Here is a 21,871-nt window from a genome sequence, read left to right as displayed (position 1 = left end):
TGCCTCGCTGAACCGCCGGTCAGTACATCACCATGTCGGGTTGCATCTGCTTGGCCCACGCCACAATTCCACCCTGCAGATGGACCGCATTGGCGAAACCGGCCTTCTTCAGCGTCGCCAGGGCCTCCGCCGAACGGATGCCGGTCTTGCAGTACAGCACCGACATCCGGTCCTGCGGCAGGGCCGCCAGCCCCTCGCCGGTGTTGATCGTCGACTGCGGTACCAGCCGGGCCCCCTCGATCCGGTTGATCTCCCATTCCGCCGGTTCGCGCACATCGATCAGCGCCAGCGGCCGCCCCGAGTCCAGCAGCTCGCGCAGCTCGGCCGGCGTGATGGTGGAGCCGTCGGCCGCCTCGGCCGCCTCGTCGGAGACCAGCCCGCAGAACGCCTCGTAGTCCATCAGCTCGGTGATCTTGGGCGTGGAGGGGTCCTTGCGGATCGCGATGGTGCGGTAGCTCATCTCCAGGGCGTCGTAGATCATCAGCCGGCCCAGCAGCGACTCGCCGATCCCGGTGATCAGCTTGATCGCCTCGGTGCCCATCACCGACCCGACGGATGCGCACAGCACCCCCAGCACACCGCCCTCCGCGCAGGACGGCACCGTCCCCGGCGGCGGCGGTTCGGGGTACAGGTCCCGATAGTTCAGGCCCCGGCCATTCGGCGCGTCCTCCCAGAACACCGAGATCTGGCCCTCGAAACGGAAGATCGACCCCCACACGTAGGGCCGGTGCGCCAGCACCGCGGCGTCGTTGACCAGGTAGCGGGTGGCGAAATTGTCGGTGCCGTCCAGGATCAGGTCGTAGGAGGAGAACAGCTCGACGGCATTGTCCGGCGCAAGTCGGAGCTGGTGCAGCTGCACCCGGACCAGCGGGTTGATCGCCTTGATCGAGTCGCGGGCGCTTTCGGCTTTGGACCGGCCGACATCGGCGACGCCGTGAATGACCTGGCGCTGCAGGTTGGATTCGTCGACGACGTCGAAGTCGACGATCCCGAGGGTGCCGACGCCGGCGGCCGCCAGGTACAGCAGCGTCGGCGCGCCCAGCCCGCCGGCCCCGATCACCAGCACTCGGGCGTTCTTGAGCCGCTGCTGTCCCTGCACGCCGACGTCCGGGATGATCAGGTGGCGGCTGTAGCGCGTTACTTCATCCTTGGTCAGCTCGCCGGCCGGCTCTACCAGCGGCGGCAGCGAATTCGACACCGACAGCTCTCCTCAAATCGCATCCACCATCATCACAGCAGCTGATGGGGTCAACGACAAACGGCCCGCGACGCTTCCCGAGCCGGATTTCAGGGAATCGGAGCGGGCCACGGGTTGAACCGGCAGGTCTTGCCGTCGGGCTTGACCCAGTCCGGGTCGAACTTCGCCGCGTCGTCGTTGGAGATGCCGAACGTCTGCTGCATCATCACCGGCGCCAGGGCGTCCTGCTTCTCGCACGGCTCGTGGTGCTGATAGCCGAGGGCGTGACCGACCTCGTGGTTGATCAGGTATTGCCGGTAGGAGCCGATGTCGCCCTGGAAGGGCACGGCGCCGCGAACCCAGCGGGCCTCGTTGATGAACACCCGCGGTTCCGACCTCGCCCCGTAGGACGGGTTGTAGCAGGACGCTTCGAGTGGGATCTCGTAGCCGCAGCCCTCCCGGACCGTCATCGGCGAGGTCAACGAGATCCGAAAATCAGGGGTTATCGGGCCGCTGGTCGCGTCCACCCGGACGAACCCGATCTGCGGTGTGTGCGTCCACCCCTTGGGGTTGCGCAGGGTCTGGTCGACCATCCGGGCGAAGGCGTCGTCGCCGCCGAAGGCGGTGGTGTCGATGCCGTTCTCCACCTCGATGGTGTAGGCGAACACCTTCTCGGTGCCCCGGCCGAACACCGGTTGGGTGCCCGGCACGATGTGCCAGGCCATGTGACCGGCCTCGGTGAACGGCCCACCGTCGGGCAACACGCCGGTCGGCAGGTTGACGTCGAATTCGGTGAGGCCGCGCGGTGGCGCGCCGATGATCGACGTACCGGCCGATCCGATCGTCGGCGGGCCCTGGACCGGCTCGTTGGAGTCCGGGGCGCGCACCCCGGTGCCGGTCACGGTCTGATACACCACCACCACGGTGAGCACCATCAGCACCGGCAGCGCGTAGGCGCGCCAGCCGTAGGTGGACACGAACCTGCCCAGCCAGCTCTGCCTACGCCACTGTCGATGGACGTCGCGGTCGGACCGCAACCGCCCGGCGCCGGCGGCCAGCGGGTCACGTTGCGCGCGCAGGGGTTCGCGGAAACGATCCCGAAGCACCGGGGCTCGACCGCCGCCGTGTTGCCCCGGGTCGTAGGTCACCGTCCCAGAATGACACAACCACTGCGAGCTGCGACTCTTCGCCGCGCCCTGACGGGCCGGTCCGGGCCGTGGCGAATCCGATCGACACCGCGTTGGTGGATGTCGCTGGCGGAAGTGACGGCTGCAGCGCGTAGTCTCGCTGTCACGCACCGGCCGTCGGGTACCCATCCCGCCGGCCGGCCGGACCCGGATTGAGGAGTCGATGAGCAAACCGATCGACACGGCCGAGCGGGGCGGCGCCAAGCCGGCCGGCCGCGGCTCGGGCAGTGCCAAGGCGCCGGCGGCCAGCGGCCGTCGGGGCAGCCGCCTGCCCCGCGACGAGCGGCGCGGTCAGCTGCTGATCGCGGCCAGCGAGGTGTTCGTCGACCGCGGCTACCACGCGGCCGGGATGGACGAGATCGCCGACCGCGCCGGTGTCAGCAAACCGATTCTCTACCAGCACTTCGCGTCGAAACTGGAGCTGTACCTGGCCGTCCTGGCCCGGCACGTGGAGAACCTCGTCTCCGGCGTACGGCAGGCGTTGCGGACCACCACCGACAACCGCCAGCGGCTGCGCTCGGCGGTGCAGGCGTTCTTCGACTTCATCGAGCACGACGGCCAGGGCTATCGGCTGATCTTCGAGAACGACAACGTCGCCGAGCCGCAGGTCGCGGTCCAGGTGCGGGTCGCAACCGAATCCTGCATCGACGCGATCTTCGATCTGGTCAGCCATGACTCCGGCCTGGACCCGCACCGCGCCCGGATGGTCGCGGTGGGACTGGTCGCGATCAGCGTGGACTGCGCCCGGTACTGGCTCGACAGTGATCGCCCGATCACCAAGGAAGACGCCGTCGACGGCACGGTGGCGTTCGCCTGGGGCGGACTGTCACACGTGCCGCTTACCCGGTAGCGGCGGCGGAACCGATTCCGAACCCGACCCGCCGGCTGTCGGCGATGCCGATCTCCACATAGGCGATCTTGGCGGCCTGCACCAGGAATCGACGGCCCTTCTCGTCGGTGAGGGACAACAGCCCCGGGTTGTCCTTCCCCTGGCCCAGCGCGGCGGCCACCAGCTCCTCGACTTCATCTGGCGTCTGCGCAGAGCTGATGACCAGTTCGCGCGAACTGTCGGTGACCCCGATCTTGACCTCCACGCCGGCCCCTTTCATTTCGCGTTGGGCGATGTAAGCAGGCTAGTGGACGGTCAGAGGATTGGGACGCACCGGCCGTTCGCCCTCGGCGATAACTCGAGTGCAGCGGGGTACTTCAATGCCGGCCATGCCGCCGGTGGGAACGCGGAATGCGCAGTCCCGCACGCCCCTATGGAGATTTCGGATGGCCGGCACAAGGGTGCCGCTGCGGCGATGGGCGGGCGGGCTGTTCACCCGCTAGGCCAGGCCGAGCTCGCGCATGCGCTCGTCATGGGTGCGCTGGATCCTGTCGAAGAACCCGGCCAGATGGGTCAGCCCGGCCGCGCCGGAGACCACCAGGTCGACCAGTTCGTCGTGGTCGGCCAGCACGTACTGCGCCTGGGTGATCGCCTCGCCGAGCAACCGCCGCGACCACAGCGCCAGCCGGCTGCGTTGTTTGGCACTGGAGGTGACCGCGCTGCGCACCTCGCCGACGACGAACTGGGAGTGCTTGGTCTCTGCGAGCACCGCGCGCACTACGTCGGCCGCCTCGTCGGGCAGACCGTCGGCGATCGCCAGGTAGAAGTCGGCGGCCATCGCGTCACCGACGTAGGTCTTGACCAGCGCCTCCAGCCAGGTGCTGGGCATCGTCAGCCGGTGATAGTTGTCCAGAGCGGTGGCATACTTCGACATCTCCGCCACCACGTCGACGCCGCGGCTCTCCAGGGCCTCGCGCAACAACTCGAAGTGGCCCATCTCGGCGGCGGCCATGGCCGCCATCGAGATCCGCCCGCGCAGGTCGGGCGCCATGCGCGCCTCGTCGGTGAGCCGGTAGAACGCCGCCACCTCGCCGTAGGCGAGCAGAGCGAAAAGCTCGTTGACACCGGGATGATCGGCGGACAGCCGCGGCTGCGAAGCCTCCGTCACCGGGTCGGCCGAGGGAACCGAATTCATCACCACACTGTAGGCGTTGCGCCGCATTGGACCGATCTCCGGCCCGACCAGGTACTGTGAGCACCAGGCAGTGCCGATTCGGTGCTGCCGAGCAATGCGCGTACACGCGGTTGGCCCGCCTCCACGGCGAGTGCAGGGCCCCCGAATCGGCAAGTCAGGTATCGACCGTCACAGCGTGTGCGCCCCGACCACACCGCGATCGACATACATACCGCGCCGACTTCGAAAGGCACCTGCCAGCGCATGACCCCGCTTATCTCCACTACCCGTCCCACCTCCCCCCCGAGCTTCACCGAACTGGGCGTCCGCGACGAGATCGTCCGCGCACTCGCCGAGGACGGCATCGAGCACGCATTCGCGATCCAGGAGCTGACCCTGCCGCTGGCCCTGGCCGGCGACGACCTGATCGGCCAGGCCCGCACCGGCATGGGCAAGACCTTCGGCTTCGGCATCCCGTTGCTGCAGCGGGTCGCCGGCAGCACCGACCGGCCGCTGACCGGCATTCCGCGGGCGTTAGTCGTGGTGCCCACCCGTGAGTTGTGCATCCAGGTCTCCGGCGACCTGGCCGACGCGGCAAAGTACCTCACGGCCGGGGACCGGCCGCTGTCGGTGCAGGCCATCTACGGCGGCCGGCCCTACGAGCCGCAGATCGAGGCGCTGCAGGCCGGCGCCGACGTGGTGGTCGGCACCCCGGGCCGGCTGCTCGACCTGGCCCAGCAGGGCCATCTGCAGCTGGGCGGGCTCACGGTGCTGGTGCTCGACGAGGCCGACGAAATGCTGGACCTGGGCTTTCTGCCCGACATCGAGCGCATCCTGGCCCGTATCCCCGACGACCGGCAGTCGATGCTGTTCTCGGCGACCATGCCGGGCCCGATCATCACGCTGGCCCGCAGCTTCATGAACCAGCCCACCCACATCCGCGCCGAGGCGCCGCACTCCTCGGCGGTGCACGACGCCACCGAGCAGTTCGTCTACCGGGCCCATGCGCTGGACAAGGCCGAGCTGGTCGCCCGGATCCTGCAGGCCCGCGGACGCGGCGCCACGATGATCTTCACCCGCACCAAGCGCACCGCGCAGAAGGTCGCCGACGACCTCGGCGAACGCGGGTTCAAGGTGGGTGCGGTGCACGGCGACCTCAACCAGGTGGCCCGCGAGAAAGCCCTCAAATCGTTCCGCACCGGCGACATCGATGTGCTGGTCGCCACCGACGTCGCGGCCCGAGGCATCGACATCGACGACGTCACGCACGTCATCAACTACCAGTGCCCCGACGATGAGAAGACCTATGTCCACCGCATCGGCCGCACCGGGCGCGCCGGCAAGACCGGCGTCGCGGTCACCCTGGTCGACTGGGACGAGCTGGCCCGCTGGACGCTGATCGACAAGGCCCTGAACCTGTGCTGCCCGGACCCGTCGGAGACCTATTCGAGCTCCCCGCACCTCTACACCGAGCTGAACATCCCCACCGAAGCCGGCGGGACCATCGGCAAGCCGACCCGGGCGCCGGCCAAGCGGACCGAGGGTGGGGACCGCGAGCTCCGCGAGACGTCGGGCGATCGGCAGCGGGCGCCGCGCAACGCCAACCGGTCCCGACGCCGTACCCGCGGCGGCCAGGCCGGCTCGGCCGACGCCTCACCGCCGGCCGCCCGGCCCGGCGATGCCGGCGAGGTTCGGAGCGCCGGGGCATCCGAGGACACCGGGCAGAGCGCGCCGCGTCGCCGCCGTCGCCGGCGGCCGAGCAAGGCCGCGGCCGCGGTGAACGGCAGCTGAGCCGGGCCTTCGACATGGTGCGACCGGAGCGCCGCACCACCGGCGATCTGGTGGCCGCGGCGGTGATCGCGGTCGCGGTCGTCGTCACCGGGGTGATCGTTTGGTGGACCAGCGACGCCCGCGCCACGGTCAGCCGGCCGGCGGCGGACTCGGCGACCAATCCCCCGTCGGCCGCTATGGTGCCGGCGGCGCTGGCCCAGCTGTGGACCGCAGCCAGCCCGGTCACCCGGGCTCCGGTGCTGGTCTCCGGCACAGTGATCACCGGTAACGGGCCGCAGATGACCGGGCGCGACCCGCTCACCGGCGAGGAACGCTGGAGCTATGCCCGCGGAGTCGACCTGTGCGCGGTGTCCTGGATCTACCGCTATGCCGTCGCGGTGTACCCCGACTCCCGCGGCTGCGGTCAGGTCAGCACGGTCGTCGCCGCGACCGGTTGGCGCGGACCGGCCCGAACCAGCTACGCCGACCCGAGCGTGACCGTCGCGTCCGAGGGCAGTGCGGTGCTCTCGGCCGGAAACACCCGCCTGGAACTGTGGCGCTCGGACATGGTCCGGGTGCTGTCCTACGGGGAGATCGACGCGCGGGTGAAACCATCGGCTCGCGGCCGCGGCCAGGGCTGCACCCTGGTGTCGGCCGCCGCGGCCTCGTCGGCGGTCTCGGTGCTCGAATCCTGCCCGGGACAGGACGATCTGCAACTGACCCTGCTGCGCCCCGGCAAGGACGAAGACGAGCCGGAGCGCCAGCACGTCCCGGAGCCCGGCGTCGCCGCCGACTCCGGGGCCCGGGTCCTGGCGGTGACCGACTCCGACTCCGGCACCAACACCGCCGTTTATCTACCCACGCCGCAGCCCCGGGTGGAAGTGGTCGACCAGACCGGCACCACGATCGCCAAGACGATGCTGCCGGGCAAGGCCAGCCCCGACAGCGCCGCCCTGCAGGTGTCCCGGCCTACCGGGCTCGTCTGCTGGTGGACCGGTGACGCCGTGGTGGTGTTCGAAGCCGGCAGCCTGACCTACCGCTACACCGTCCCGGCAGCCGGGGCCACGGTTCCGCTGGGACCGGCAGCGGCGATGGCCGACCGGCTGTTGATCCCGGTGACCGGCGGGGTCGGCGTCTTCGACCAGCGCACCGGCGCACCCGAACGCGTCATCCCGGTCAGCCGCCCGCCGGGGGTGTCGGCGGTGTTTCCGGCGGTGTCGGGTCCGACGGTGCTGGAACAGCGCGGCGACACCGTGGTCGCGCTGGGCTGAGTCGCCCACCAGGTCGCATCCACCGCCACGAGGGTGCGCAGTTGTACGGGTCATCACGGCGTGTCGCCGGACAAACCCGCCCGCTCGCCGCAGGAGGGGGTGGCTATACCTCGGGGGTGAAGGTGGGCAGCGCCTCGCCGGTCTTCCAATGCTTGAGCAGCGCTTCGGCCAGCTCCCGATAGGCCTGGGCCCCCTTGTTCTTGCGCCCGGCGATCACCGACGCGCCCGACGCGCTCGCCTCGGCGAAACGTACGGTGCGCGGAATCGGCGGGCCCAGCACAGCCAGACCGTACCGGTCGGCGATGTCGAGCAACACGTCGCGGGTGTGGGTGGTGCGCGAGTCATACAGCGTCGGCAACGCGCCGAGCAGGCTCAGCTTCGGATTGGTGATCTGCTGGACGTCGGCGACAGTGCGCAGGAATTGACCGACGCCGCGATGGGCCAGGGTCTCGCACTGCAGCGGCACGATCGCCTCGCCGGCCGCGGTGAGCCCGTTGAGGGTGAGCACCCCCAGCGACGGAGGGCAGTCGATCACGGCCACGTCGAACTCGTCGTCCAGCTTGGCCAGCGCCCGCTGCAGGGCGTACTCGCGACCGGCACGCATCAACAGCATCGCCTCGGCACCGGCCAGATCGATGTTGGCCGGCAGCAGCGTCATGCCTTCGTCGGTCGTCACCAGTGCGGCGTCGGGTTCGACCTCACCGAGCAGCACCTCGTGCACCGACACCGGCAGCTTGTCGGGGTCATGGCCCAGGGAGAAGGTCAGGCACCCCTGCGGGTCGAGGTCGACCAGCAGCACCCGCTGGCCCATTTCGGCCATCGCCGCTCCCAGCGATGCCACCGTGGTGGTCTTGGCCACGCCCCCTTTCTGGTTGGCAACCGCCAATATCCGCAGCTGGCTCATGTGGCGCCGCCCCTCTCCCGGTCAAGCGGGTGGTACCCCCACATCGCTTCCTACCTTTGCACCACCGCCATACTGGCACGGCTTGCGCTCCGGCAGCACCAAACGCAGCTCGGTGCCCGCCGTCGGGCAGAATCGACCCACGTGAGCATCGAGGACCACCGACTGCTGTTGCTGCGCCACGGTGAAACCGAGTGGTCGAAAAGCGAGCGGCACACCGGGCGCAGCGATTTGGAGCTGACCGACACCGGTCGGCGCCAGGCAGTGGCCGCCCGCGCCACGGTGGCCAAACTCCGGTTGGACAACCCGCTGGTGGTCTCCAGCCCGCGCCGGCGCGCCCAGGTCACCGCCGAACTCGCCGGACTGCACGTCGACGAAGTCTCCGACGACCTGGCCGAATGGGACTACGGCCGCTATGAGGGTCTGACCACCGCGCAGATCCGGGAATCCGAATCGGACTGGTTGATCTGGACACACGGCAGCGCGGGCGGCGAAACCGTGGCACAGGTCAGCGAACGCGCCGACCGGGCGGTCGCGTGGGCGCTGCGGCAGCTGGTCGCGCGCGACGTGGTCTTCGTCGGGCACGGGCACTTCTCCCGGGCGGTGATCACCCGTTGGCTCGAGCTGCCGTTGGCCGACGGCGCGCGTTTCGGGATGCCCGCGGCGTCGATCGCCGTCTGCGGATTCGAGCATGGGGTGCGCCAGCTCACCGCACTCGGGCTGACCGGGCCGGGAGCCTGAGGGTTTGACGACACCGCCGACCCCGACGACGCCGACGGCACCGGCGTTCGTGCTGTCCGGACCGGCCGGGACTCTGGTGGCCGACGGGATAGCGACCGGATTCTGCGATGTCGGCGCCGCGCAGACCGCGCTGACTTCCGGTGAAGCACCAATTGTGGTGGGTGCGTTGCCTTTCCGTCCCGGGGGTGCCGCCGCTCTGTTCGTACCGAGCGCGGTGCGTCACGACATGGCGCTGGCAACACGCCCCGATGCGGCACTACCCGCGGTGCGCGTCGTCGCGCAGCTGCCCGAGCCCGACGAGCACCGCGCCCGGATCCGCCGGGCCCTGCACGAACTGACCGCGGCGCCGGGCGCCCTGCACAAAGTGGTGCTGGCCCGCGGTCTGCGACTGGCCGCCGATGCGCCGTTGGACCCGGGCACCGTTCTGCGCCGGCTGGTCGCCGCCGATCCGAGCGGTTACGGCTACCTGGTCGACCTGAGCGCCGCCGGGGACGGTTATGCCGGCGCGGCCCTGGTGGGCGCCAGCCCCGAGTTGCTGGTCGCCCGCGACGGCGACCGGGTCACCTGCCGGCCGTTCGCCGGCTCGGCGCCGCGCTCGCCGGACCCGGCCGCCGACGCCGCCAACGGAGCCGCGCTGGCAGATTCCGGCAAGAACCGCCACGAGCACCAGCTGGTCGTCGACCAGTTGCGCGCCGCGCTCGAGCCGCTGTGCACCGACCTCGACATCGCACCGGCGCCGCGGCTGACCGGCACCGCCGCGGTCTGGCACCTGAGCACCCCGATCACCGGCCGGCTCCGCGACACCGCCACCACCGCACTGGATTTGGCGCTGGCACTGCACCCTACGGCGGCGGTCGGCGGGTTCCCCACCGCGGCCGCGCTCGAGCTCATCGCGGAGCTGGAGGGCGACCGGGGTTTCTACGCCGGCGCGGTCGGGTGGTGCAACGCCGACGGCGACGGCGCCTGGGTGGTGTCGATCCGCTGCGCGCAGCTGTCCGCCGACCGGCGATCCGCGCTGGCCCATGCCGGCGGCGGAATCGTCGCCGAATCCGACCCGGACGAGGAGCTGGCCGAAACCGTGACGAAGTTCAGCACGATCCTGTCGGCACTGGGCGTTGCGCCGCCCAGCGCACCGCCGCGGGACTGAACAGCGCCGCCAGCACCACGACCGCGGCCACGCCGACCACTGCGCAGTAACCCCAGCGGTGCGAGCCGACTCCCAGGTACCAGGCCACCGGCAGCAGCGTCAGGTTGACGAACACCGCGATGCCGCGGCCGAGCCGCCGCCCCCGCCGCAACCCCCAACCGGCGGCCAGCATCGCGGCCCCGAGCAGCGCGAACCACGCGGCGGTGGCGTAGCCGTTGGCCACCCGCTGATCCGCTCCGGCCACCGCGCGCACCACCAGCACCGCTGCGACCGTCAGCCCCACCACACCCTGCACCGCGACGACCAGGCCCGCACCGCGCACGGCGCGCGGCGGTTCAGCGATGGCGTTCACGCCGCCAGCCTAACCATCGCGCCGCATCTCCCGGATGCCCATAGACTCGTATTCCGTGCGCGCCGTGCTGATCGTCAATCCCAATGCCACCTCGACGACCCCGGCCGGACGTGACCTGTTGGCCCACGCGCTCAAGAGCCGGCTCGACCTGAGCGTCGTGCACACCGACTACCGCGGCCACGCCGTCGAGATCAGCCAGGCCGCGGCCGCAGACCGGATCGACCTGGTCATCGCGCACGGTGGCGACGGAACCGTGCACGGCGTGGTCAACGGCCTACTCGGAACGCCCGGTTCGGCGCCGCCGAAACACCTGCCCGCGGTGGCGGTGGTGCCCGGCGGTTCGGCGAACGTCTTCGCGCGTTCGCTGGGGATGTCCGCCGACCCGACCGTCGCCACCAACCAGCTGATCGAATTGATCAACGGCCGGGGCCGCCGGCCCCGGTGGCGCCGGATCGGGCTGATCGACTGCGGCGAGCGGTGGTCGGTGCTCAACGCCGGGATGGGAGTCGACGGCGAGGTGGTGGCCGCCGTCGAGGCCGAACGCGAAAAAGGCCACGCCGTCACCGCGCTGCGCTACGTCAGGGCGGCGGTTCCCGCGGTGCTGGCCACCACTCGCCGGGCGCCCACGCTGACGCTGCAGCTGGGCGAGGAGGAGCCGGTCGCCGGCGTGCATTTCGTGTTCATCTCGAACTGCAGTCCGTGGACCTATGCCGACGAGCGCTGCGTGTGGACCAACCCCGACACCACGTTCGAAGCCGGGATGGGGGTGTTCGCGACCACCAGCATGAAGGTCCTGCCCACCTTGCGGCTGGTCCGGCAGATGCTGTCCAAGCGGCCCAAGCTCAACGCCAAGCAGCTCATCCGTGAGGACGATGTGAGCACCCTGCACGTCGACGCGGGCGACACGCCGATCGCCACCCAGATCGACGGTGAGTACGTCGGATTGCGCAGTACGATGACGTTCCGCGCGGTGCCCGACGCCCTCAGCGTCGTCGCTCCCCCCGCGAAAAGTCCCGCCGACCTGCGAAGATGATGCTCGATACGGTCGATGAGCACACAGTTGGAACCACTGTAGTACATCGCGGCGGCCGGACTGGGAGCAGCCCCTCGCAAGGGTGACGTTGCCCACGTGATAACGCACACTCTTGACATCTGTCCAGGCTGTGAAACGATCGAGCGATCGGATGCAAGCCGTAATCATTTCTTGCCGCCGCTTATAACAGTCGAAAAACAAGTTGCGCGCCCCGCTGCGCTCAGAGTGAGGAGTTGGAGACTTATGGATTGGCGCCACAAGGCGGTCTGTCGCGACGAGGACCCGGAGCTGTTCTTCCCGGTGGGAAACAGCGGGCCGGCACTCGCTCAGATCGCTTCCGCTAAGCAGGTCTGCACCCGGTGTCCGGTGGTCACCGAGTGCCTCACCTGGGCGCTGGAAACCGGCCAGGACGCCGGCGTGTGGGGCGGTATGAGCGAGGACGAGCGGCGTGCGCTCAAGCGCCGCAACGCCCGGACCCGGGCGCGCAGCGGGGTCTGACCCCAGCGCACGACAACGACGCGGCTCCGACCTGGTCGGGGCCGCGTCGTTTTGCGCCGGGCTCGCCGGGCGTCACAGCGCCGGACGGGTCCGCCGGATTCCGACCGGAATCCGCAGCACCATCTCGGTGCCGCCGCCGGGTGCGTCGCGCGCGGTCAACGAACCGTTGAGTTCCGCCGAGACCAGGGTGTTGACGATCTGCAGGCCGAGGCGGTCGGAGGTCTCCAGGCGGAACCCGGCGGGCAGGCCGTGGCCGTCATCGTGCACCACCACATCGAGCCAGCGCGCCGACCGTTCGGACCGGATCGTCACACCGCGTCGATCCGCATCCGCATCGAAGGCGTGCTCGATCGCGTTCTGCACCAGTTCGGTGATCACCATGACCAACGCGGTCGCGCGGTCGGCGTCGAGCGCCCCGAGCGTTCCGGTCCGGGCCACCCGGATGGGGGTGTCCACGCTGGCGACGTCGTTCATCATCGGCAGGATCCGGTCGATCACCTTGTCGAGGTTCACCACCTCGTCGACCGACAACGACAGCGCTTCGTGCACCTGGGCGATCGACGACACCCGCCGCACCGATTCCAGTAGCGCTTCGCGCCCTTCGGTGTTGGCGGTGCGCCGGGCCTGCAGGCGCAGCAGCGCCGCCACGGTCTGCAGGTTGTTCTTCACCCGGTGGTGGATCTCGCGGATCGTCGCGTCCTTGGACAGCAGTGCGCGGTCACGGCGCTTCACCTCGGTGACGTCGCGGACCAGCACAGCGGCGCCGGCCGGCCGGCCGTGCACGATCAGCGGCAACGTGCGCAGCAGCACCACCGCACCGGCCGCGTCGACCTCGAACCGCATACTCGATCCGCCGGTCAGCGAATCGCGGACATGCTCGGCCAGCTCGTGGGCCTCGAACGGATCGGAGATCAATGGCCGGGTGACGGCCACCAGGTCATGGCCGGCGAGTTCGGCGGCCAGGCCCATCCGGTGGTAGGCCGACAGCGCGTTCGGGCTGGCATAGCTGACCGTGCCGTCGACCCCGAGCCGGATGAAGCCGTCGCCGACCCGCGGACTCGAACGCGACACCGCGATGTCACCGACGTCGGGGAAGGTGCCCTCGGAGAGCATGTGCACCAAATCGGCCGCGCAGTCCAGATAGGCCGCCTCCAGCCGGCTGGATTCGCGCCGGCCGGTCAACGCGGTCTGGTGGGTCAGCACGGCCACCACCCGGTCGCCGTGCCGTACCGGGACCGCCTCCGTATTGCGTTGCCCGGCAGAACCTTCCAGGCCGGCCCGGCCGATAACGCCCGATTCGAACGCCCCGAGCACCAACGGCAGCGACTCCGCGTCGGAGACGGTTCCGACGGCGTCGGTGAGTAACACCGTGGGCGCGGTGTTGGGCCGGCATTGCGCGACGCAGACCAGTGCACCGCTGGCGTCGGAGTCGCGGCGCACCCACATCAGGTAGTCGGCGAACGACAGGTCCGCGAGCAGTTGCCACTCCCCGACCACGGCGTGCAGGTGATCTACCGCATTGCCCGGCAACACGGTGTGTTCGGCAAGCAGGTCACCGAGGGTGGACATGGGTCATGTCACGTCATGGCGATGCTGCGGTCAGCTGATCACGGCGATGAGGTCGCCGGCCTGGATGACGTCGCCGACCTTCACGGCCACCTTGCTGACGGTGCCCGCGGTCTCGGCCAGCACGGGGATCTCCATCTTCATCGACTCCAGCAACACCACGGTGTCGCCCTCGTTGATCTGTTCGCCCTCGTGGACCACGACTTCGAGCACGCTGGCCACGATCTCCGCGCGAACGTCCTCGGCCATCTTCACCTCGTTCATCACCCAGTCGACGATTCCCTGATCACCCAAAAATCTTCGTCTTATCGAACCACAACCCCGCTCCGCGGTTGAGTAGGGCGCACGCTTGGCACCCCGGCCGGCGTCACACGGTGCGGCGACTAAGCGAACTCCAAGACAATTAAGCGGATCTAGAGAGTCCGATCCGTGACCGTGTCGTGTTTCTGTTGTGACAACTGCATAGCACCGTTACTCGAGTGTTTCGAACGCGTGACGTATTCGCCGTGACGCGGGGGCCGAACCGAAGTCGAGCTGAGGAGTACGCGTTGTCTGAAAACCGTTTTGCAAGTCCACGAGTCCGGTTGCCCCTGGTGTGCGCCGGCGCGATGACACTGGCCACGCTGGGATTCGGCGTCGCCTCGGCCAAGGCCGCCCCGACGCTGGTCGACGACCCGATGCCGATCCCGGCCCCGATCGGCGCCCCGGCGCTGCCCGGCCTGCCCGGACCGGCCGCCGGAGGCTCGGCCGCCGGCGTGAACGCCGCCAACTCCTTCCTGCAGGCGCTCAACGGCATGCTCAACCGCGTGGTGCCGGGAGTGGGCTCGATCATGCCCAGCGACGTCAGTTCGCTGACCCCGCCGGCAGCAGGCGTGCCCGGGGCGCCCGCGCTCGGCACTCCGCCGGCGTTCGGTGCTCCCGCGGCAGCCGCCCCGGCCGCGCCCGTGCCCCAGACCCTGGCGGGGGCGCGCAGCTTCCACTGAGGCGCGCGCTGAGACGAACAGACCGCGGTGGCGGGGCCGGTTGTCCAAGGCCCCGCCACCGCGTCACACCCGGGGGCATGAGAGACTGTCCAGCTGGAATACCTGCTAGGAGGGTCGATCATGGCAAAGCGTGGCCGCAAGAAGCGCGATCGCAAGCACAGCAAAGCCAACCACGGCAAGCGCCCCAACGCGTAGCACGCCGTCTCAGGCCCTCCCGGCCTTTCCAAGCGTTTTGTTGGCCGCCCGCCCCTAGCCTTCGCGGTGGATGATCGTGGTGCGGCTGATCTCCAGCCGGACCCGCTCGAAGAGCTGCTGCGGTGCCTTGTCGCCGCTGCACTTGCGTGCGATCAACGCCTTGATCCGTTCCTCGACCCCGTAGTGCCGCAGGCAGCCCGGGCATTCCTCGAGGTGCCGGCGCAGCTTGGCCTTGGTCTCGGCGGTGCATTCGCCGTCCAGCAGCGTCCATACCTCGGCGATGACCTCGGAACACTCGGCGGCCGGCCCGCCGGGCTCCGGAGTGGCGCACTCACTGGTGTGCTCGCTCACGACGACACCTCCTCGGGTGCCTGGCCGTCCCGGATGAACCCGCGGTCCCTGGCGACGTCGGCCAACAGACTGCGCAACTGGCGCCTGCCGCGGTGCAGGCGCGACATCACCGTGCCGATCGGCGTATCCATGATCTCGGCGATCTCCTTGTACGGGAATCCTTCGACGTCGGCGTAGTACACCGCCATCCGGAATTCGTCGGGAAGCTGCTGCAGCGCCTCTTTGATCTCGGTGTCCGGCAGCGACTCCAGGGCCTCGACCTCCGCCGAGCGCAGACCGGTCGACGAGTGCTCGGCGGTGGCGGCCAACTGCCAGTCGGTGATCTCGTCGGTCGGGTATTCGGCGGGCTTGCGCTGCTTCTTGCGGTAGCTGTTGATGTAGGTGTTGGTCAGGATGCGGTACAACCACGCCTTGAGGTTGGTGCCCTCCCGGAATGACCGGAACCCGGCGTAGGCCTTGACCATGGTCTCTTGCAGCAGATCCTCGGCGTCGGCGGGATTGCGCGTCATCCGCAGCGCGCCGCCGTAGAGCTGATCGAGCATCGGGATCGCGTCGCGTTCGAAGCGCGCCGTCAGCTGCTCGTCGGTCTCGTCGGAACGAACAGGGGCCCTGGTCTCGGTTCCGCTATCGGTCGCACTTTCGCCGTCAGCCATCGTGATCGCTGCAGTCCCTTCTGTCGCGGTGCCCGCAACCGGCCCAGCCGATGGCTCGATTTCCAGCAGACCGATCGCCGTTGACACCCGGACTCCTTCCCGATCCTAGGACGGTGGACGACAGCTACGCGTGGTGGCCGCACACTGCCTTGCTCAACAGCGTGGGCTACGCCGCTATTTCCGGCCGTATTCTGGCCCGGTGAGTCGCGCGGCAACCCCGGCCATCGCAGCCCTGATCGCCGCGCAGGTGCCCCACGAGGTGCTGCGCTACCACCACGAACCCGACCAGCGCTCGTTCGGAGCCGAGGCCGTCGAGCGGCTCGCCACCGCCGGCCCGGCCGGTGTACGGCCCGAGCAGATCTTCAAAACGCTGATCGTGGAGCTTTCCGGGACGGTGCCGCCCGCCTTGGCGGTCGCGGTGCTGCCGGTGCCGGCGAAGCTGTCGTTGAAGGCCGTCGCCACCGCGCTCGGCGCGTCCCGGGCGGCGATGGCCGACCCGCCGGCGGCGCAACGGGCGACCGGTTACGTACTCGGCGGGATCTCGCCGTTCGGCCAGCGCAAGGCGCTGCCGACGGTCGTGGACGCCTCGGCGGCCGACTTCGACCGCGTGCTGTGCAGCGCGGGCCGACGCGGCTGGGACGTCGCGGTGGCGCCGGCGGATCTGATCCGGCTGACCGATGCGGTGGTCGCCGATATCCGGGCCCGTTGAGCACGGTCAGGCGCTGGATCCCCGGACCGTCCCGGTATCTGCACCCGGTGTGTCGCCGAGCGCGTCGTCGATGGTCGCGCAGAACGACAGCGCGCTGTCGAGGCCTACCGCGTTCACGACCCGGCCCACGATGGGTTGGCCACTGACCAGGCAGAGCCGGATGCCCCGGCGCCGACACCGGGTCGCTTCCTCGATCAAGACGCCGAACGCGCACACGGCCATGAACTCCAGCCCGCTGGTATCGACGATCAGCGGACCCGGGGCTGCGGTGATCGCCGCGGCCTCGCCGACCAGTCGCCGCCAGACGGCCACGTTGGAGGCATCCACGCTGCCGCCAGCCCGGACCACCAGCGCCGAGCCGCTGCGCTCCAGCACGACGCGCACTTCGTCGTCCGGACGTGCTACCACCCCGGCGAGCACCTCACTGAGTCGGGCGGGACGATCCTTGGCTTTCGCCGTCGCACCGGCCCCGGCCGCCCCGGCCGGGTCAGACACTTCCGCGCCGCCGCGCCATATCGCGCAGCGGCCGAGTTTACGGCGTAAACCGAACAGCATGCGAACGAAGCTACGCCAGTTCGTTTACGTTGTAAACCCAGCGGCGGCGGTGAGGAGCCCGATGCCCACCAGCGTCACCGACCAGGCGCGTCGGCCCGAAAGCGAGGACTGGCAGCGGGCGACGTAGTTGGTGTGCGGAACGCCCTGACTGGCGACCAGCACGCTGGCCACACTTTTGGCGTTCGCGTCCAAGGCGTCGGAGACATCCGTCGCCACGATGTTGCCGCAGCCGATCGAACCGCCCTCGCCGTCGGGTATCGACACCGGTGCCACCAGCGCGATCACCCCCGCACCGACAACGGCCCAACCCACCGGCCGGGTGAATCGCCGTGTCGCCATCTGCCGCTCCTTTTCCGCCCGGCACCCTGTTGTCGTCGGGCGACAGCGCCGCCCGCAGCGAGACGCGACCCCGTCCGAATCCGGACGGGGCCAGGCGTTTTCGGGTGTCAGCCCTTGAAGGCGTCTTTGATGTTCTCGCCGGCCTTCTTCAGGCTGGACTTTCCCTGATCGACCTTGCCCTCGTTCTTGAGGTCGTCATTGCCGGTGGTCTTCCCGGCGGCCTCTTTGACCTTGCCCGCGGCATCCTGCGCGGCGTTCTTCGCCTTGTCCGCCAGTCCCATGTCAAGCTCCTCCCTCATGTGCCTGTTGCGCTGTGATGTGCAACATACCCACCTTGTTTACGACGTAAACCCGTGGTCGGGAGTGAGTGGCCTCAGTGCCGGGCGAGCAGCAGTTCGAGCCGGTCGAGCATGGCTTCGAGCGCCTCTTCGAACTCGGCGCCGCTGTGGTCCTGAGACAACATCGGCTGCAAGCGCTGCAAGTGCGGGTAGCTCGACAGGTCGTGCGCCGGCCGGCAGGTCTCCTCGAGCAGCGCCTCCTCGGGGTGCAGGTCCGCGCCGTGTGCCGACACCTCCAACAGCAGGTGCCCGATCAAAAACGTGGTGTAGGAGCGGTAGGCCACCACCGCGGCGCTGTCGTCGAATCCGTAAGAGATCAGCGTGTCGAGGAAGCTCTCCATCCAGCGCAGGCTGCGCAGCGGCGGCCGAACCCACGGCGCCTCCGGAGCCTGCGTGGCGACCAGCGGGAAGACCTCCGGATGGTCGAGGGCGATCTTGCGTACTCCATGCGCCAGCCGCATCAGATAGTCCTGCCAGCCGTCTTCTTGTCGCCGCGCGGCCAGTTGGTCGGCGTAGAGCCGGTCGATGATGTGGTCGACGACGCCGGTCAGCAGGTCACCGCGGCCGTGCACGTAGCGGTAGAGCGCCATCGCTTCGACTCCGCAGGCCGCTCCCAGCGCGCGCATGGTCAGCTTCGACAGGCCGTGGCGGTCGATGAAGTCGATCGCCACCTCCAGGATCCCGTCGCGGCTCAACTGCGACGACGAGCGCAGACCGTCGACGATGTCGGCCCCCTCGGCGTGCACCGGCCGCTGCGCACCGCGATCCCCGGCATCCACCCAGACCACCCTTTTCACAGCATCGACGGCACGACGCCAGCGATCATCTGCGATCCACTTCGCGCACCGACCGCCAGTTTACGTCGTAAGCTCGCCACGATAGGCGAAAGCGGCCATAGTCCTGCCACCGGCTACCGGGTGACCGCTTTCACGTCACTGGGATGGGTCGCCAGCGGCGTCACCCGGATATCCATGTAGGCGAACAGCGGGAGCCCCGAAAGGATCTGGTGCAGTTCGTCATTCGACGCGACGTCGAAGATCGAGATGTTCGAGTACTCCCCGACGATCCGCCAGATGTGCGGCCACTTGCCGGAGCGCTGCAACTCCTGCGAGTACGCCTTTTCCGTGGCCACAATCTCGGCACGGACCTGCGGGTCGAGGTCGTGCGGGATCCGCACATCCATCCGCACGTGAAACAGCATGGCGGCCTCAGCCCTGCACCGGGTCGAGGACGAAGTTGTACGTCACCGCGAAGCTGCCGTCGGGTTGCGCCTTGGGGTCCAGCATCAGCTCCGGTTTCACCGCAGAGGCGACGTCATCGGCGTTGTGCGGGTCGCCGGGGAAGTACAGCTGGCCGGTGACCAGCTCATGACCGGGCGCTGACACCTTGAAGTGCACGTGGGCCGGCCGCCAGGCATGCCAGCCGGCTGCGGCGATGAGCTGGCCGCATGCGCCGTCGGTGGGGATCATGTACGGCTTCGGCCTGATCGTGGTGATCCGGAACTTGCCGTCCGGGCCGGTCGAAACGCTGCCCCGCAGATTCCAGACCGGCAGGCCCGGGGCGTACTGCGAGTAGAGGCCGTCGTCGTCGGCGTGCCAGACTTCGAGCTTTCCCGCCACCGGGGAGCCGTCGAGGGAGGTGATGGCGCCTTCCCACACCAGCGTGTCGCCGGGTTCGTCGTCACGCATCGGCAACGTGGCCTCCGGGCCCAACTCGGGGGCGTCGGGCACGTAATAGGGGCCCTCGATGGTGCCCTTGTTGCCCTTGCGGTGCGCGGTGGTCACCTCCTCGAGCGCATGCTCCACCCAGACATCCAAAAACAGCGGCCATTCACCGTCCTGGCCGACCTTGATCAGCCACGCCTTGAGCGCGTTGTACTCGGGGTAGGTGACCTGATGCTTGTGGATGATCTCGTGCACGGCGCCCAGTACCTCGCGGGCCAGCATGTCGACGCGTTCCTTGGGGGTGTCCTTGACCGCCTCGAAGCCGCCCTTGTCCAGGGCGAACCGATCACTGGCCGCATTACCCGAAGCGGCGGCGGTGGGCTGCGGTGCATCCAATGTGGTCATTACTTCTTCTCCTCGGTTATTCAGCGGTCGACGCGGTAGCGGGCGAGTTTGTCCGGGTCGACCTCCACCCCGTGACCGTTGCCCGGCGGTACGTGCAGGACGCCGTCGCGGATCTGCAGCGGCTCGGCGAGCAGGTCGTCGCTCATGTCGAGGAAGTTGGAGAGCTCGCCGGCGCGCCGCGCGGTCAGCTGGTAGGCCGCGCCGAAACTCACCGCACAGGCGGTGCCGAGTTGCCCGTCGATCTGGTTGCCCAGCACCACTTCCAGCCCGAGCCCCTCGGCGAGGTGGTGCACCCGCTGCGAGCCCGTGAAGCCGGTTCGCGCCGTCTTGATGGAGACGGCGGTCGCCGACCCGCCGAGAACCTCGCGGGTCACGTCCGCCGGCGTCGGGACCGATTCGTCGGCGATGAAAGGAACATCGAGGTGGCTGACCAGCCAGCGCCGTCCCAGCACATCGTCGGCCGGGCACAGTTCCTCGGCGAACAGCAGGTCCAAGTCGGCCATCTCTTTCATCGCCCGCAGCGACTCCGCGGCGGTCCAGCCGCGGTTTCCGTCGACATAGAGCTCGATGGCGTCACCGAAGCGTTCGCGCAGCGCCCGAACCACCGCGGTGTCCAGTGAGCACGGGCGGCGCCCCACCTTCACCTTGAAGGTGGTGATGCCGTAGCTGTCGCGCATCCGTTCGGCTTCGGCCACCATCACCGCGGGTTCGTCGAAGCCGAGCATGTGACTGACCCGCATCCGGTCGGTGAACCCGCCGAGCAACTCGTGGACGGGAAGGCCCAGTGTGCGGCCCAGTGCGTCCCAGATCGCCATGTCCACCGCGGCTTTGGCGGTCGGGTTGCCGACCGTGCGGGCCAGCCGGGTGACCACCGTCTCGCGCTGCAACAGCGTCAGCCCGACGAGTTGCGGAGCGAAGAGCTGTTCTATCACCGCGATGATCCCGACTTGGGTCTCGCCGTAGGTGAAGGGCCGCGGCGGCGCCTCGGCGACGCCGACGATCCCGTCGTCGGTATGTACCCGCACCAGTACATGTTGGGCGACGTGCACCTCGCCGGAGGCGAATTTCAGCGGCTTCGAATAGCGAATGTCAAATGGAATAGCTTCCAGCGCAGTGATTTTCATCGAACACCACCTGACTCCAGAACCGGGAAGGCGGTCTGGACCACGGCGCGGACGGCCTCGACGACCGGAGAGTCCTCGCCGATGCGCCAGGCCAGCGCCAGCTCGATGGTTCCGGCATCGAGCAGATCGCGGAACACCACTCCTTCCAACGGCAACCGTCGGGCGGATTCGGGCACCACGGCGACCCCGAGCCCGGCGGCCACCAGAGCCAACAGCACCGCAGTGCCCGGGGCCTGGTGTTCGCGCTGCGGCACGAAGCCGGCGTTACGACAGGCCCGCAGCACCGCATCGTTGACCGCCGATTCCCGGCTCTGGTAGGCGACGAACGGCTCGTTGCGCAAATCCGAGAGCGACACCACCGGCTCCACCGCGAGCCGGTGGTCAACCGACACCGCCAGCGCCAGCGGTTCGACGGCGATGGTCCGCACCTCCAGTCCCTCACCGACGGCTGGCGGTCGCAACACGCCCAGATCCAGTGTGCCGGAACGCAATGCGTCGCAGTGCGCAGGAGTGAGCAGGTCCGCCTGAATCTCGAGATCGACGCCGGGCAACTCGGCCTGAACCATCCGAGCGATGCGCGGCAGGTGCGACAGCGCGGCGGTCCCGGTCAGGCCCAGCCGAATCCGGCCACTGCGGCCCGCGGCGACCCGGCGCACTCCGCGCACCGCGTCGTCCACATCACCGAGAATCCGGGCCGCCTCCTCCTGCAGGTACTCGCCGGCGGCGGTGAGCGAGACCTGTCTGGTGGTCCGGTTGAACAGCGTGGTGTTCAGCTCCGCCTCCAGCTGCCGGATGGAATAGGACAGTGCGGGCTGTGCGACGTGCAACCGCTCGGCGGCCTGGCCGAAATGGCAGGTCTGGGCCACCGCGGCGAAATAACGTAGGTGACGAAGCTCCATCGCTTCAGCG

At 69.2% G+C, this 21,871-nt stretch carries 28 protein-coding genes; 10 read left to right on the top strand and 18 right to left on the bottom strand.

Going from position 1 to position 21,871, the window contains the following annotated elements:
- Nucleotides 1-19 precede the first annotated feature (19 nt).
- Both moeZ and G6N23_RS05935 read right to left on the bottom strand, forming a co-directional pair.
- Nucleotides 20-1,198 (bottom strand): adenylyltransferase/sulfurtransferase MoeZ, encoded by a 1,179-nt coding sequence (gene moeZ, locus G6N23_RS05940; RefSeq protein WP_085261968.1) that lies wholly within the window; start codon nucleotides 1,196-1,198, stop codon nucleotides 20-22.
- A gap of 89 nt (nucleotides 1,199-1,287) precedes the next feature.
- Nucleotides 1,288-2,325 carry a DUF3152 domain-containing protein gene (locus tag G6N23_RS05935; protein ID WP_085261967.1) on the bottom strand — a complete coding sequence of 346 codons (1,038 nt, stop codon included), beginning with the start codon at nucleotides 2,323-2,325 and terminating at the stop codon, nucleotides 1,288-1,290.
- A gap of 202 nt (nucleotides 2,326-2,527) precedes the next feature.
- On the opposite strand from G6N23_RS05935, the gene G6N23_RS05930 reads away from it, so the two are divergent.
- Nucleotides 2,528-3,214 (top strand): HTH-type transcriptional activator FasR, encoded by a 687-nt coding sequence (locus tag G6N23_RS05930; protein ID WP_085261966.1) that lies wholly within the window; start codon nucleotides 2,528-2,530, stop codon nucleotides 3,212-3,214.
- Here the strand turns inward: G6N23_RS05930 and G6N23_RS05925 are convergent.
- Both G6N23_RS05925 and G6N23_RS05920 read right to left on the bottom strand, forming a co-directional pair.
- The gene (locus G6N23_RS05925) at nucleotides 3,204-3,473 is read right to left on the bottom strand and encodes a DUF3107 domain-containing protein (RefSeq protein WP_179961153.1); all 270 of its coding nucleotides are present in this window, start codon (nucleotides 3,471-3,473) and stop codon (nucleotides 3,204-3,206) included. The two genes, G6N23_RS05930 and G6N23_RS05925, sit on opposite strands and share 11 nt — an antisense overlap.
- 219 nt (nucleotides 3,474-3,692) lie before the next feature.
- On the bottom strand, nucleotides 3,693-4,388 hold the full coding sequence (locus tag G6N23_RS05920; RefSeq protein WP_085262247.1) for a ferritin-like fold-containing protein: 696 nt from the start codon (nucleotides 4,386-4,388) through the stop codon (nucleotides 3,693-3,695).
- A 243-nt stretch (nucleotides 4,389-4,631) separates the two neighbouring features.
- On the opposite strand from G6N23_RS05920, the gene G6N23_RS05915 reads away from it, so the two are divergent.
- Both G6N23_RS05915 and G6N23_RS05910 read left to right on the top strand, forming a co-directional pair.
- Entirely contained in the window at nucleotides 4,632-6,158 is a 1,527-nt protein-coding gene (locus G6N23_RS05915; RefSeq protein ID WP_085262246.1) for a DEAD/DEAH box helicase, read from the top strand.
- Between the two features lie 14 nt (nucleotides 6,159-6,172).
- Nucleotides 6,173-7,408: an Rv3212 family protein gene (locus G6N23_RS05910; protein WP_085261965.1), complete on the top strand. Its 1,236-nt coding sequence runs from the start codon at nucleotides 6,173-6,175 to the stop codon at nucleotides 7,406-7,408.
- Between the two features lie 103 nt (nucleotides 7,409-7,511).
- On the opposite strand, the gene G6N23_RS05905 is transcribed toward G6N23_RS05910, so the two are convergent.
- Nucleotides 7,512-8,312, bottom strand: a complete 801-nt coding sequence (locus G6N23_RS05905; RefSeq protein ID WP_085261964.1) for a ParA family protein — start codon at nucleotides 8,310-8,312, stop codon at nucleotides 7,512-7,514.
- A gap of 141 nt (nucleotides 8,313-8,453) precedes the next feature.
- Here G6N23_RS05905 and G6N23_RS05900 point away from each other — a divergent pair, with 141 nt between their 5' ends.
- Together G6N23_RS05900 and G6N23_RS05895 are read left to right on the top strand one after the other, a co-directional pair.
- A complete protein-coding gene (locus G6N23_RS05900) occupies nucleotides 8,454-9,050 on the top strand; it encodes an acid phosphatase (protein WP_085261963.1) in 597 nt (198 codons plus the stop codon).
- Nucleotides 9,051-9,054: 4 nt separating this feature from the next.
- Nucleotides 9,055-10,197, top strand: coding sequence for an isochorismate synthase (locus G6N23_RS05895; RefSeq protein ID WP_085261962.1), 1,143 nt, complete (start codon nucleotides 9,055-9,057; stop codon nucleotides 10,195-10,197).
- On the opposite strand, the gene G6N23_RS05890 is transcribed toward G6N23_RS05895, so the two are convergent.
- The gene (locus tag G6N23_RS05890; RefSeq protein WP_095173950.1) at nucleotides 10,139-10,549 is read right to left on the bottom strand and encodes a hypothetical protein; all 411 of its coding nucleotides are present in this window, start codon (nucleotides 10,547-10,549) and stop codon (nucleotides 10,139-10,141) included. The two genes, G6N23_RS05895 and G6N23_RS05890, sit on opposite strands and share 59 nt — an antisense overlap.
- 55 nt (nucleotides 10,550-10,604) lie before the next feature.
- On the opposite strand from G6N23_RS05890, the gene G6N23_RS05885 reads away from it, so the two are divergent.
- Both G6N23_RS05885 and G6N23_RS05880 read left to right on the top strand, forming a co-directional pair.
- Nucleotides 10,605-11,582, top strand: a complete 978-nt coding sequence (locus G6N23_RS05885; protein WP_085261961.1) for a diacylglycerol/lipid kinase family protein — start codon at nucleotides 10,605-10,607, stop codon at nucleotides 11,580-11,582.
- A gap of 243 nt (nucleotides 11,583-11,825) precedes the next feature.
- Nucleotides 11,826-12,080, top strand: coding sequence for a WhiB family transcriptional regulator (locus G6N23_RS05880; protein WP_013829861.1), 255 nt, complete (start codon nucleotides 11,826-11,828; stop codon nucleotides 12,078-12,080).
- A gap of 72 nt (nucleotides 12,081-12,152) precedes the next feature.
- On the opposite strand, the gene G6N23_RS05875 is transcribed toward G6N23_RS05880, so the two are convergent.
- Complete coding sequence (locus tag G6N23_RS05875; protein ID WP_085261960.1) at nucleotides 12,153-13,649, bottom strand: two-component system sensor histidine kinase PdtaS; 1,497 nt, start codon at nucleotides 13,647-13,649, stop codon at nucleotides 12,153-12,155.
- A gap of 30 nt (nucleotides 13,650-13,679) precedes the next feature.
- On the bottom strand, nucleotides 13,680-13,895 hold the full coding sequence (locus tag G6N23_RS05870; protein WP_043336658.1) for a biotin/lipoyl-binding carrier protein: 216 nt from the start codon (nucleotides 13,893-13,895) through the stop codon (nucleotides 13,680-13,682).
- Nucleotides 13,896-14,230: 335 nt separating this feature from the next.
- Between G6N23_RS05870 and G6N23_RS05865 the strand changes: the two genes are divergently transcribed.
- Both G6N23_RS05865 and G6N23_RS22680 read left to right on the top strand, forming a co-directional pair.
- Nucleotides 14,231-14,629, top strand: coding sequence for a hypothetical protein (locus tag G6N23_RS05865; RefSeq protein WP_133055498.1), 399 nt, complete (start codon nucleotides 14,231-14,233; stop codon nucleotides 14,627-14,629).
- Between the two features lie 120 nt (nucleotides 14,630-14,749).
- Nucleotides 14,750-14,824 carry a 50S ribosomal protein bL37 gene (locus G6N23_RS22680; RefSeq protein WP_011728008.1) on the top strand — a complete coding sequence of 25 codons (75 nt, stop codon included), beginning with the start codon at nucleotides 14,750-14,752 and terminating at the stop codon, nucleotides 14,822-14,824.
- Between the two features lie 54 nt (nucleotides 14,825-14,878).
- On the opposite strand, the gene rsrA is transcribed toward G6N23_RS22680, so the two are convergent.
- Nucleotides 14,879-15,175, bottom strand: a complete 297-nt coding sequence (gene rsrA / locus G6N23_RS05860) for a mycothiol system anti-sigma-R factor (protein ID WP_085261958.1) — start codon at nucleotides 15,173-15,175, stop codon at nucleotides 14,879-14,881.
- Nucleotides 15,172-15,828, bottom strand: coding sequence for a sigma-70 family RNA polymerase sigma factor (locus G6N23_RS05855; protein WP_170310051.1), 657 nt, complete (start codon nucleotides 15,826-15,828; stop codon nucleotides 15,172-15,174). Before G6N23_RS05855 ends, rsrA begins: the two co-directional genes overlap by 4 nt.
- Before the next feature lie 199 nt (nucleotides 15,829-16,027).
- On the opposite strand from G6N23_RS05855, the gene G6N23_RS05850 reads away from it, so the two are divergent.
- A complete protein-coding gene (locus tag G6N23_RS05850; protein WP_085261956.1) occupies nucleotides 16,028-16,537 on the top strand; it encodes an aminoacyl-tRNA deacylase in 510 nt (169 codons plus the stop codon).
- A 6-nt stretch (nucleotides 16,538-16,543) separates the two neighbouring features.
- On the opposite strand, the gene G6N23_RS05845 is transcribed toward G6N23_RS05850, so the two are convergent.
- From G6N23_RS05845 to G6N23_RS05810, 8 genes are all read right to left on the bottom strand, one after another.
- Nucleotides 16,544-17,032, bottom strand: coding sequence for an anti-sigma factor antagonist (locus tag G6N23_RS05845; RefSeq protein ID WP_234808680.1), 489 nt, complete (start codon nucleotides 17,030-17,032; stop codon nucleotides 16,544-16,546).
- Between the two features lie 84 nt (nucleotides 17,033-17,116).
- Complete coding sequence (locus G6N23_RS05840) at nucleotides 17,117-17,431, bottom strand: aminopeptidase (protein ID WP_085261954.1); 315 nt, start codon at nucleotides 17,429-17,431, stop codon at nucleotides 17,117-17,119.
- A 107-nt stretch (nucleotides 17,432-17,538) separates the two neighbouring features.
- Nucleotides 17,539-17,712 carry a CsbD family protein gene (locus G6N23_RS05835; protein WP_085261953.1) on the bottom strand — a complete coding sequence of 58 codons (174 nt, stop codon included), beginning with the start codon at nucleotides 17,710-17,712 and terminating at the stop codon, nucleotides 17,539-17,541.
- A gap of 92 nt (nucleotides 17,713-17,804) precedes the next feature.
- The gene (locus G6N23_RS05830; RefSeq protein WP_234808694.1) at nucleotides 17,805-18,494 is read right to left on the bottom strand and encodes a TetR/AcrR family transcriptional regulator; all 690 of its coding nucleotides are present in this window, start codon (nucleotides 18,492-18,494) and stop codon (nucleotides 17,805-17,807) included.
- A gap of 185 nt (nucleotides 18,495-18,679) precedes the next feature.
- Nucleotides 18,680-18,970: a muconolactone Delta-isomerase gene (gene catC, locus G6N23_RS05825; protein WP_085261952.1), complete on the bottom strand. Its 291-nt coding sequence runs from the start codon at nucleotides 18,968-18,970 to the stop codon at nucleotides 18,680-18,682.
- A 7-nt stretch (nucleotides 18,971-18,977) separates the two neighbouring features.
- Nucleotides 18,978-19,838, bottom strand: a complete 861-nt coding sequence (gene catA, locus G6N23_RS05820) for a catechol 1,2-dioxygenase (RefSeq protein ID WP_085261951.1) — start codon at nucleotides 19,836-19,838, stop codon at nucleotides 18,978-18,980.
- Between the two features lie 20 nt (nucleotides 19,839-19,858).
- Entirely contained in the window at nucleotides 19,859-20,962 is a 1,104-nt protein-coding gene (locus G6N23_RS05815; protein WP_085261950.1) for a mandelate racemase/muconate lactonizing enzyme family protein, read from the bottom strand.
- On the bottom strand, nucleotides 20,959-21,861 hold the full coding sequence (locus G6N23_RS05810) for a LysR substrate-binding domain-containing protein (RefSeq protein WP_085261949.1): 903 nt from the start codon (nucleotides 21,859-21,861) through the stop codon (nucleotides 20,959-20,961). Before G6N23_RS05810 ends, G6N23_RS05815 begins: the two co-directional genes overlap by 4 nt.
- Between the last annotated feature and the right edge of the window lie 10 nt (nucleotides 21,862-21,871).

This window comes from Mycolicibacter terrae, assembly GCF_010727125.1.
In the GTDB taxonomy this organism is placed as follows: Bacteria; Actinomycetota; Actinomycetes; order Mycobacteriales; family Mycobacteriaceae; genus Mycobacterium; species Mycobacterium terrae.
This window is presented reverse-complemented; position numbering and strand designations above follow the sequence as displayed.

Excerpts from the sequence above, each read along its gene's own strand:
- G6N23_RS05930 (WP_085261966.1), top strand. The coding sequence starts at position 2,528 with ATGAGCAAACCGATCGACACGGCCGAGCGGGGCGGCGCCAAGCCGGCC.
- G6N23_RS05925 (WP_179961153.1), bottom strand. The coding sequence starts at position 3,473 with ATGAAAGGGGCCGGCGTGGAGGTCAAGATCGGGGTCACCGACAGTTCG.
- G6N23_RS05920 (WP_085262247.1), bottom strand. The coding sequence starts at position 4,388 with ATGAATTCGGTTCCCTCGGCCGACCCGGTGACGGAGGCTTCGCAGCCG.
- G6N23_RS05915 (WP_085262246.1), top strand. The coding sequence starts at position 4,632 with ATGACCCCGCTTATCTCCACTACCCGTCCCACCTCCCCCCCGAGCTTC.
- G6N23_RS05910 (WP_085261965.1), top strand. The coding sequence starts at position 6,173 with ATGGTGCGACCGGAGCGCCGCACCACCGGCGATCTGGTGGCCGCGGCG.
- G6N23_RS05905 (WP_085261964.1), bottom strand. The coding sequence starts at position 8,312 with ATGAGCCAGCTGCGGATATTGGCGGTTGCCAACCAGAAAGGGGGCGTG.
- G6N23_RS05880 (WP_013829861.1), top strand. The coding sequence starts at position 11,826 with ATGGATTGGCGCCACAAGGCGGTCTGTCGCGACGAGGACCCGGAGCTG.
- G6N23_RS05875 (WP_085261960.1), bottom strand. The coding sequence starts at position 13,649 with ATGTCCACCCTCGGTGACCTGCTTGCCGAACACACCGTGTTGCCGGGC.
- G6N23_RS05870 (WP_043336658.1), bottom strand. The coding sequence starts at position 13,895 with ATGGCCGAGGACGTTCGCGCGGAGATCGTGGCCAGCGTGCTCGAAGTC.
- G6N23_RS05855 (WP_170310051.1), bottom strand. The coding sequence starts at position 15,828 with ATGGCTGACGGCGAAAGTGCGACCGATAGCGGAACCGAGACCAGGGCC.
- G6N23_RS05840 (WP_085261954.1), bottom strand. The coding sequence starts at position 17,431 with ATGGCGACACGGCGATTCACCCGGCCGGTGGGTTGGGCCGTTGTCGGT.
- G6N23_RS05835 (WP_085261953.1), bottom strand. The coding sequence starts at position 17,712 with ATGGGACTGGCGGACAAGGCGAAGAACGCCGCGCAGGATGCCGCGGGC.
- catC (WP_085261952.1), bottom strand. The coding sequence starts at position 18,970 with ATGCTGTTTCACGTGCGGATGGATGTGCGGATCCCGCACGACCTCGAC.
- catA (WP_085261951.1), bottom strand. The coding sequence starts at position 19,838 with ATGACCACATTGGATGCACCGCAGCCCACCGCCGCCGCTTCGGGTAAT.
- G6N23_RS05815 (WP_085261950.1), bottom strand. The coding sequence starts at position 20,962 with ATGAAAATCACTGCGCTGGAAGCTATTCCATTTGACATTCGCTATTCG.
- G6N23_RS05810 (WP_085261949.1), bottom strand. The coding sequence starts at position 21,861 with ATGGAGCTTCGTCACCTACGTTATTTCGCCGCGGTGGCCCAGACCTGC.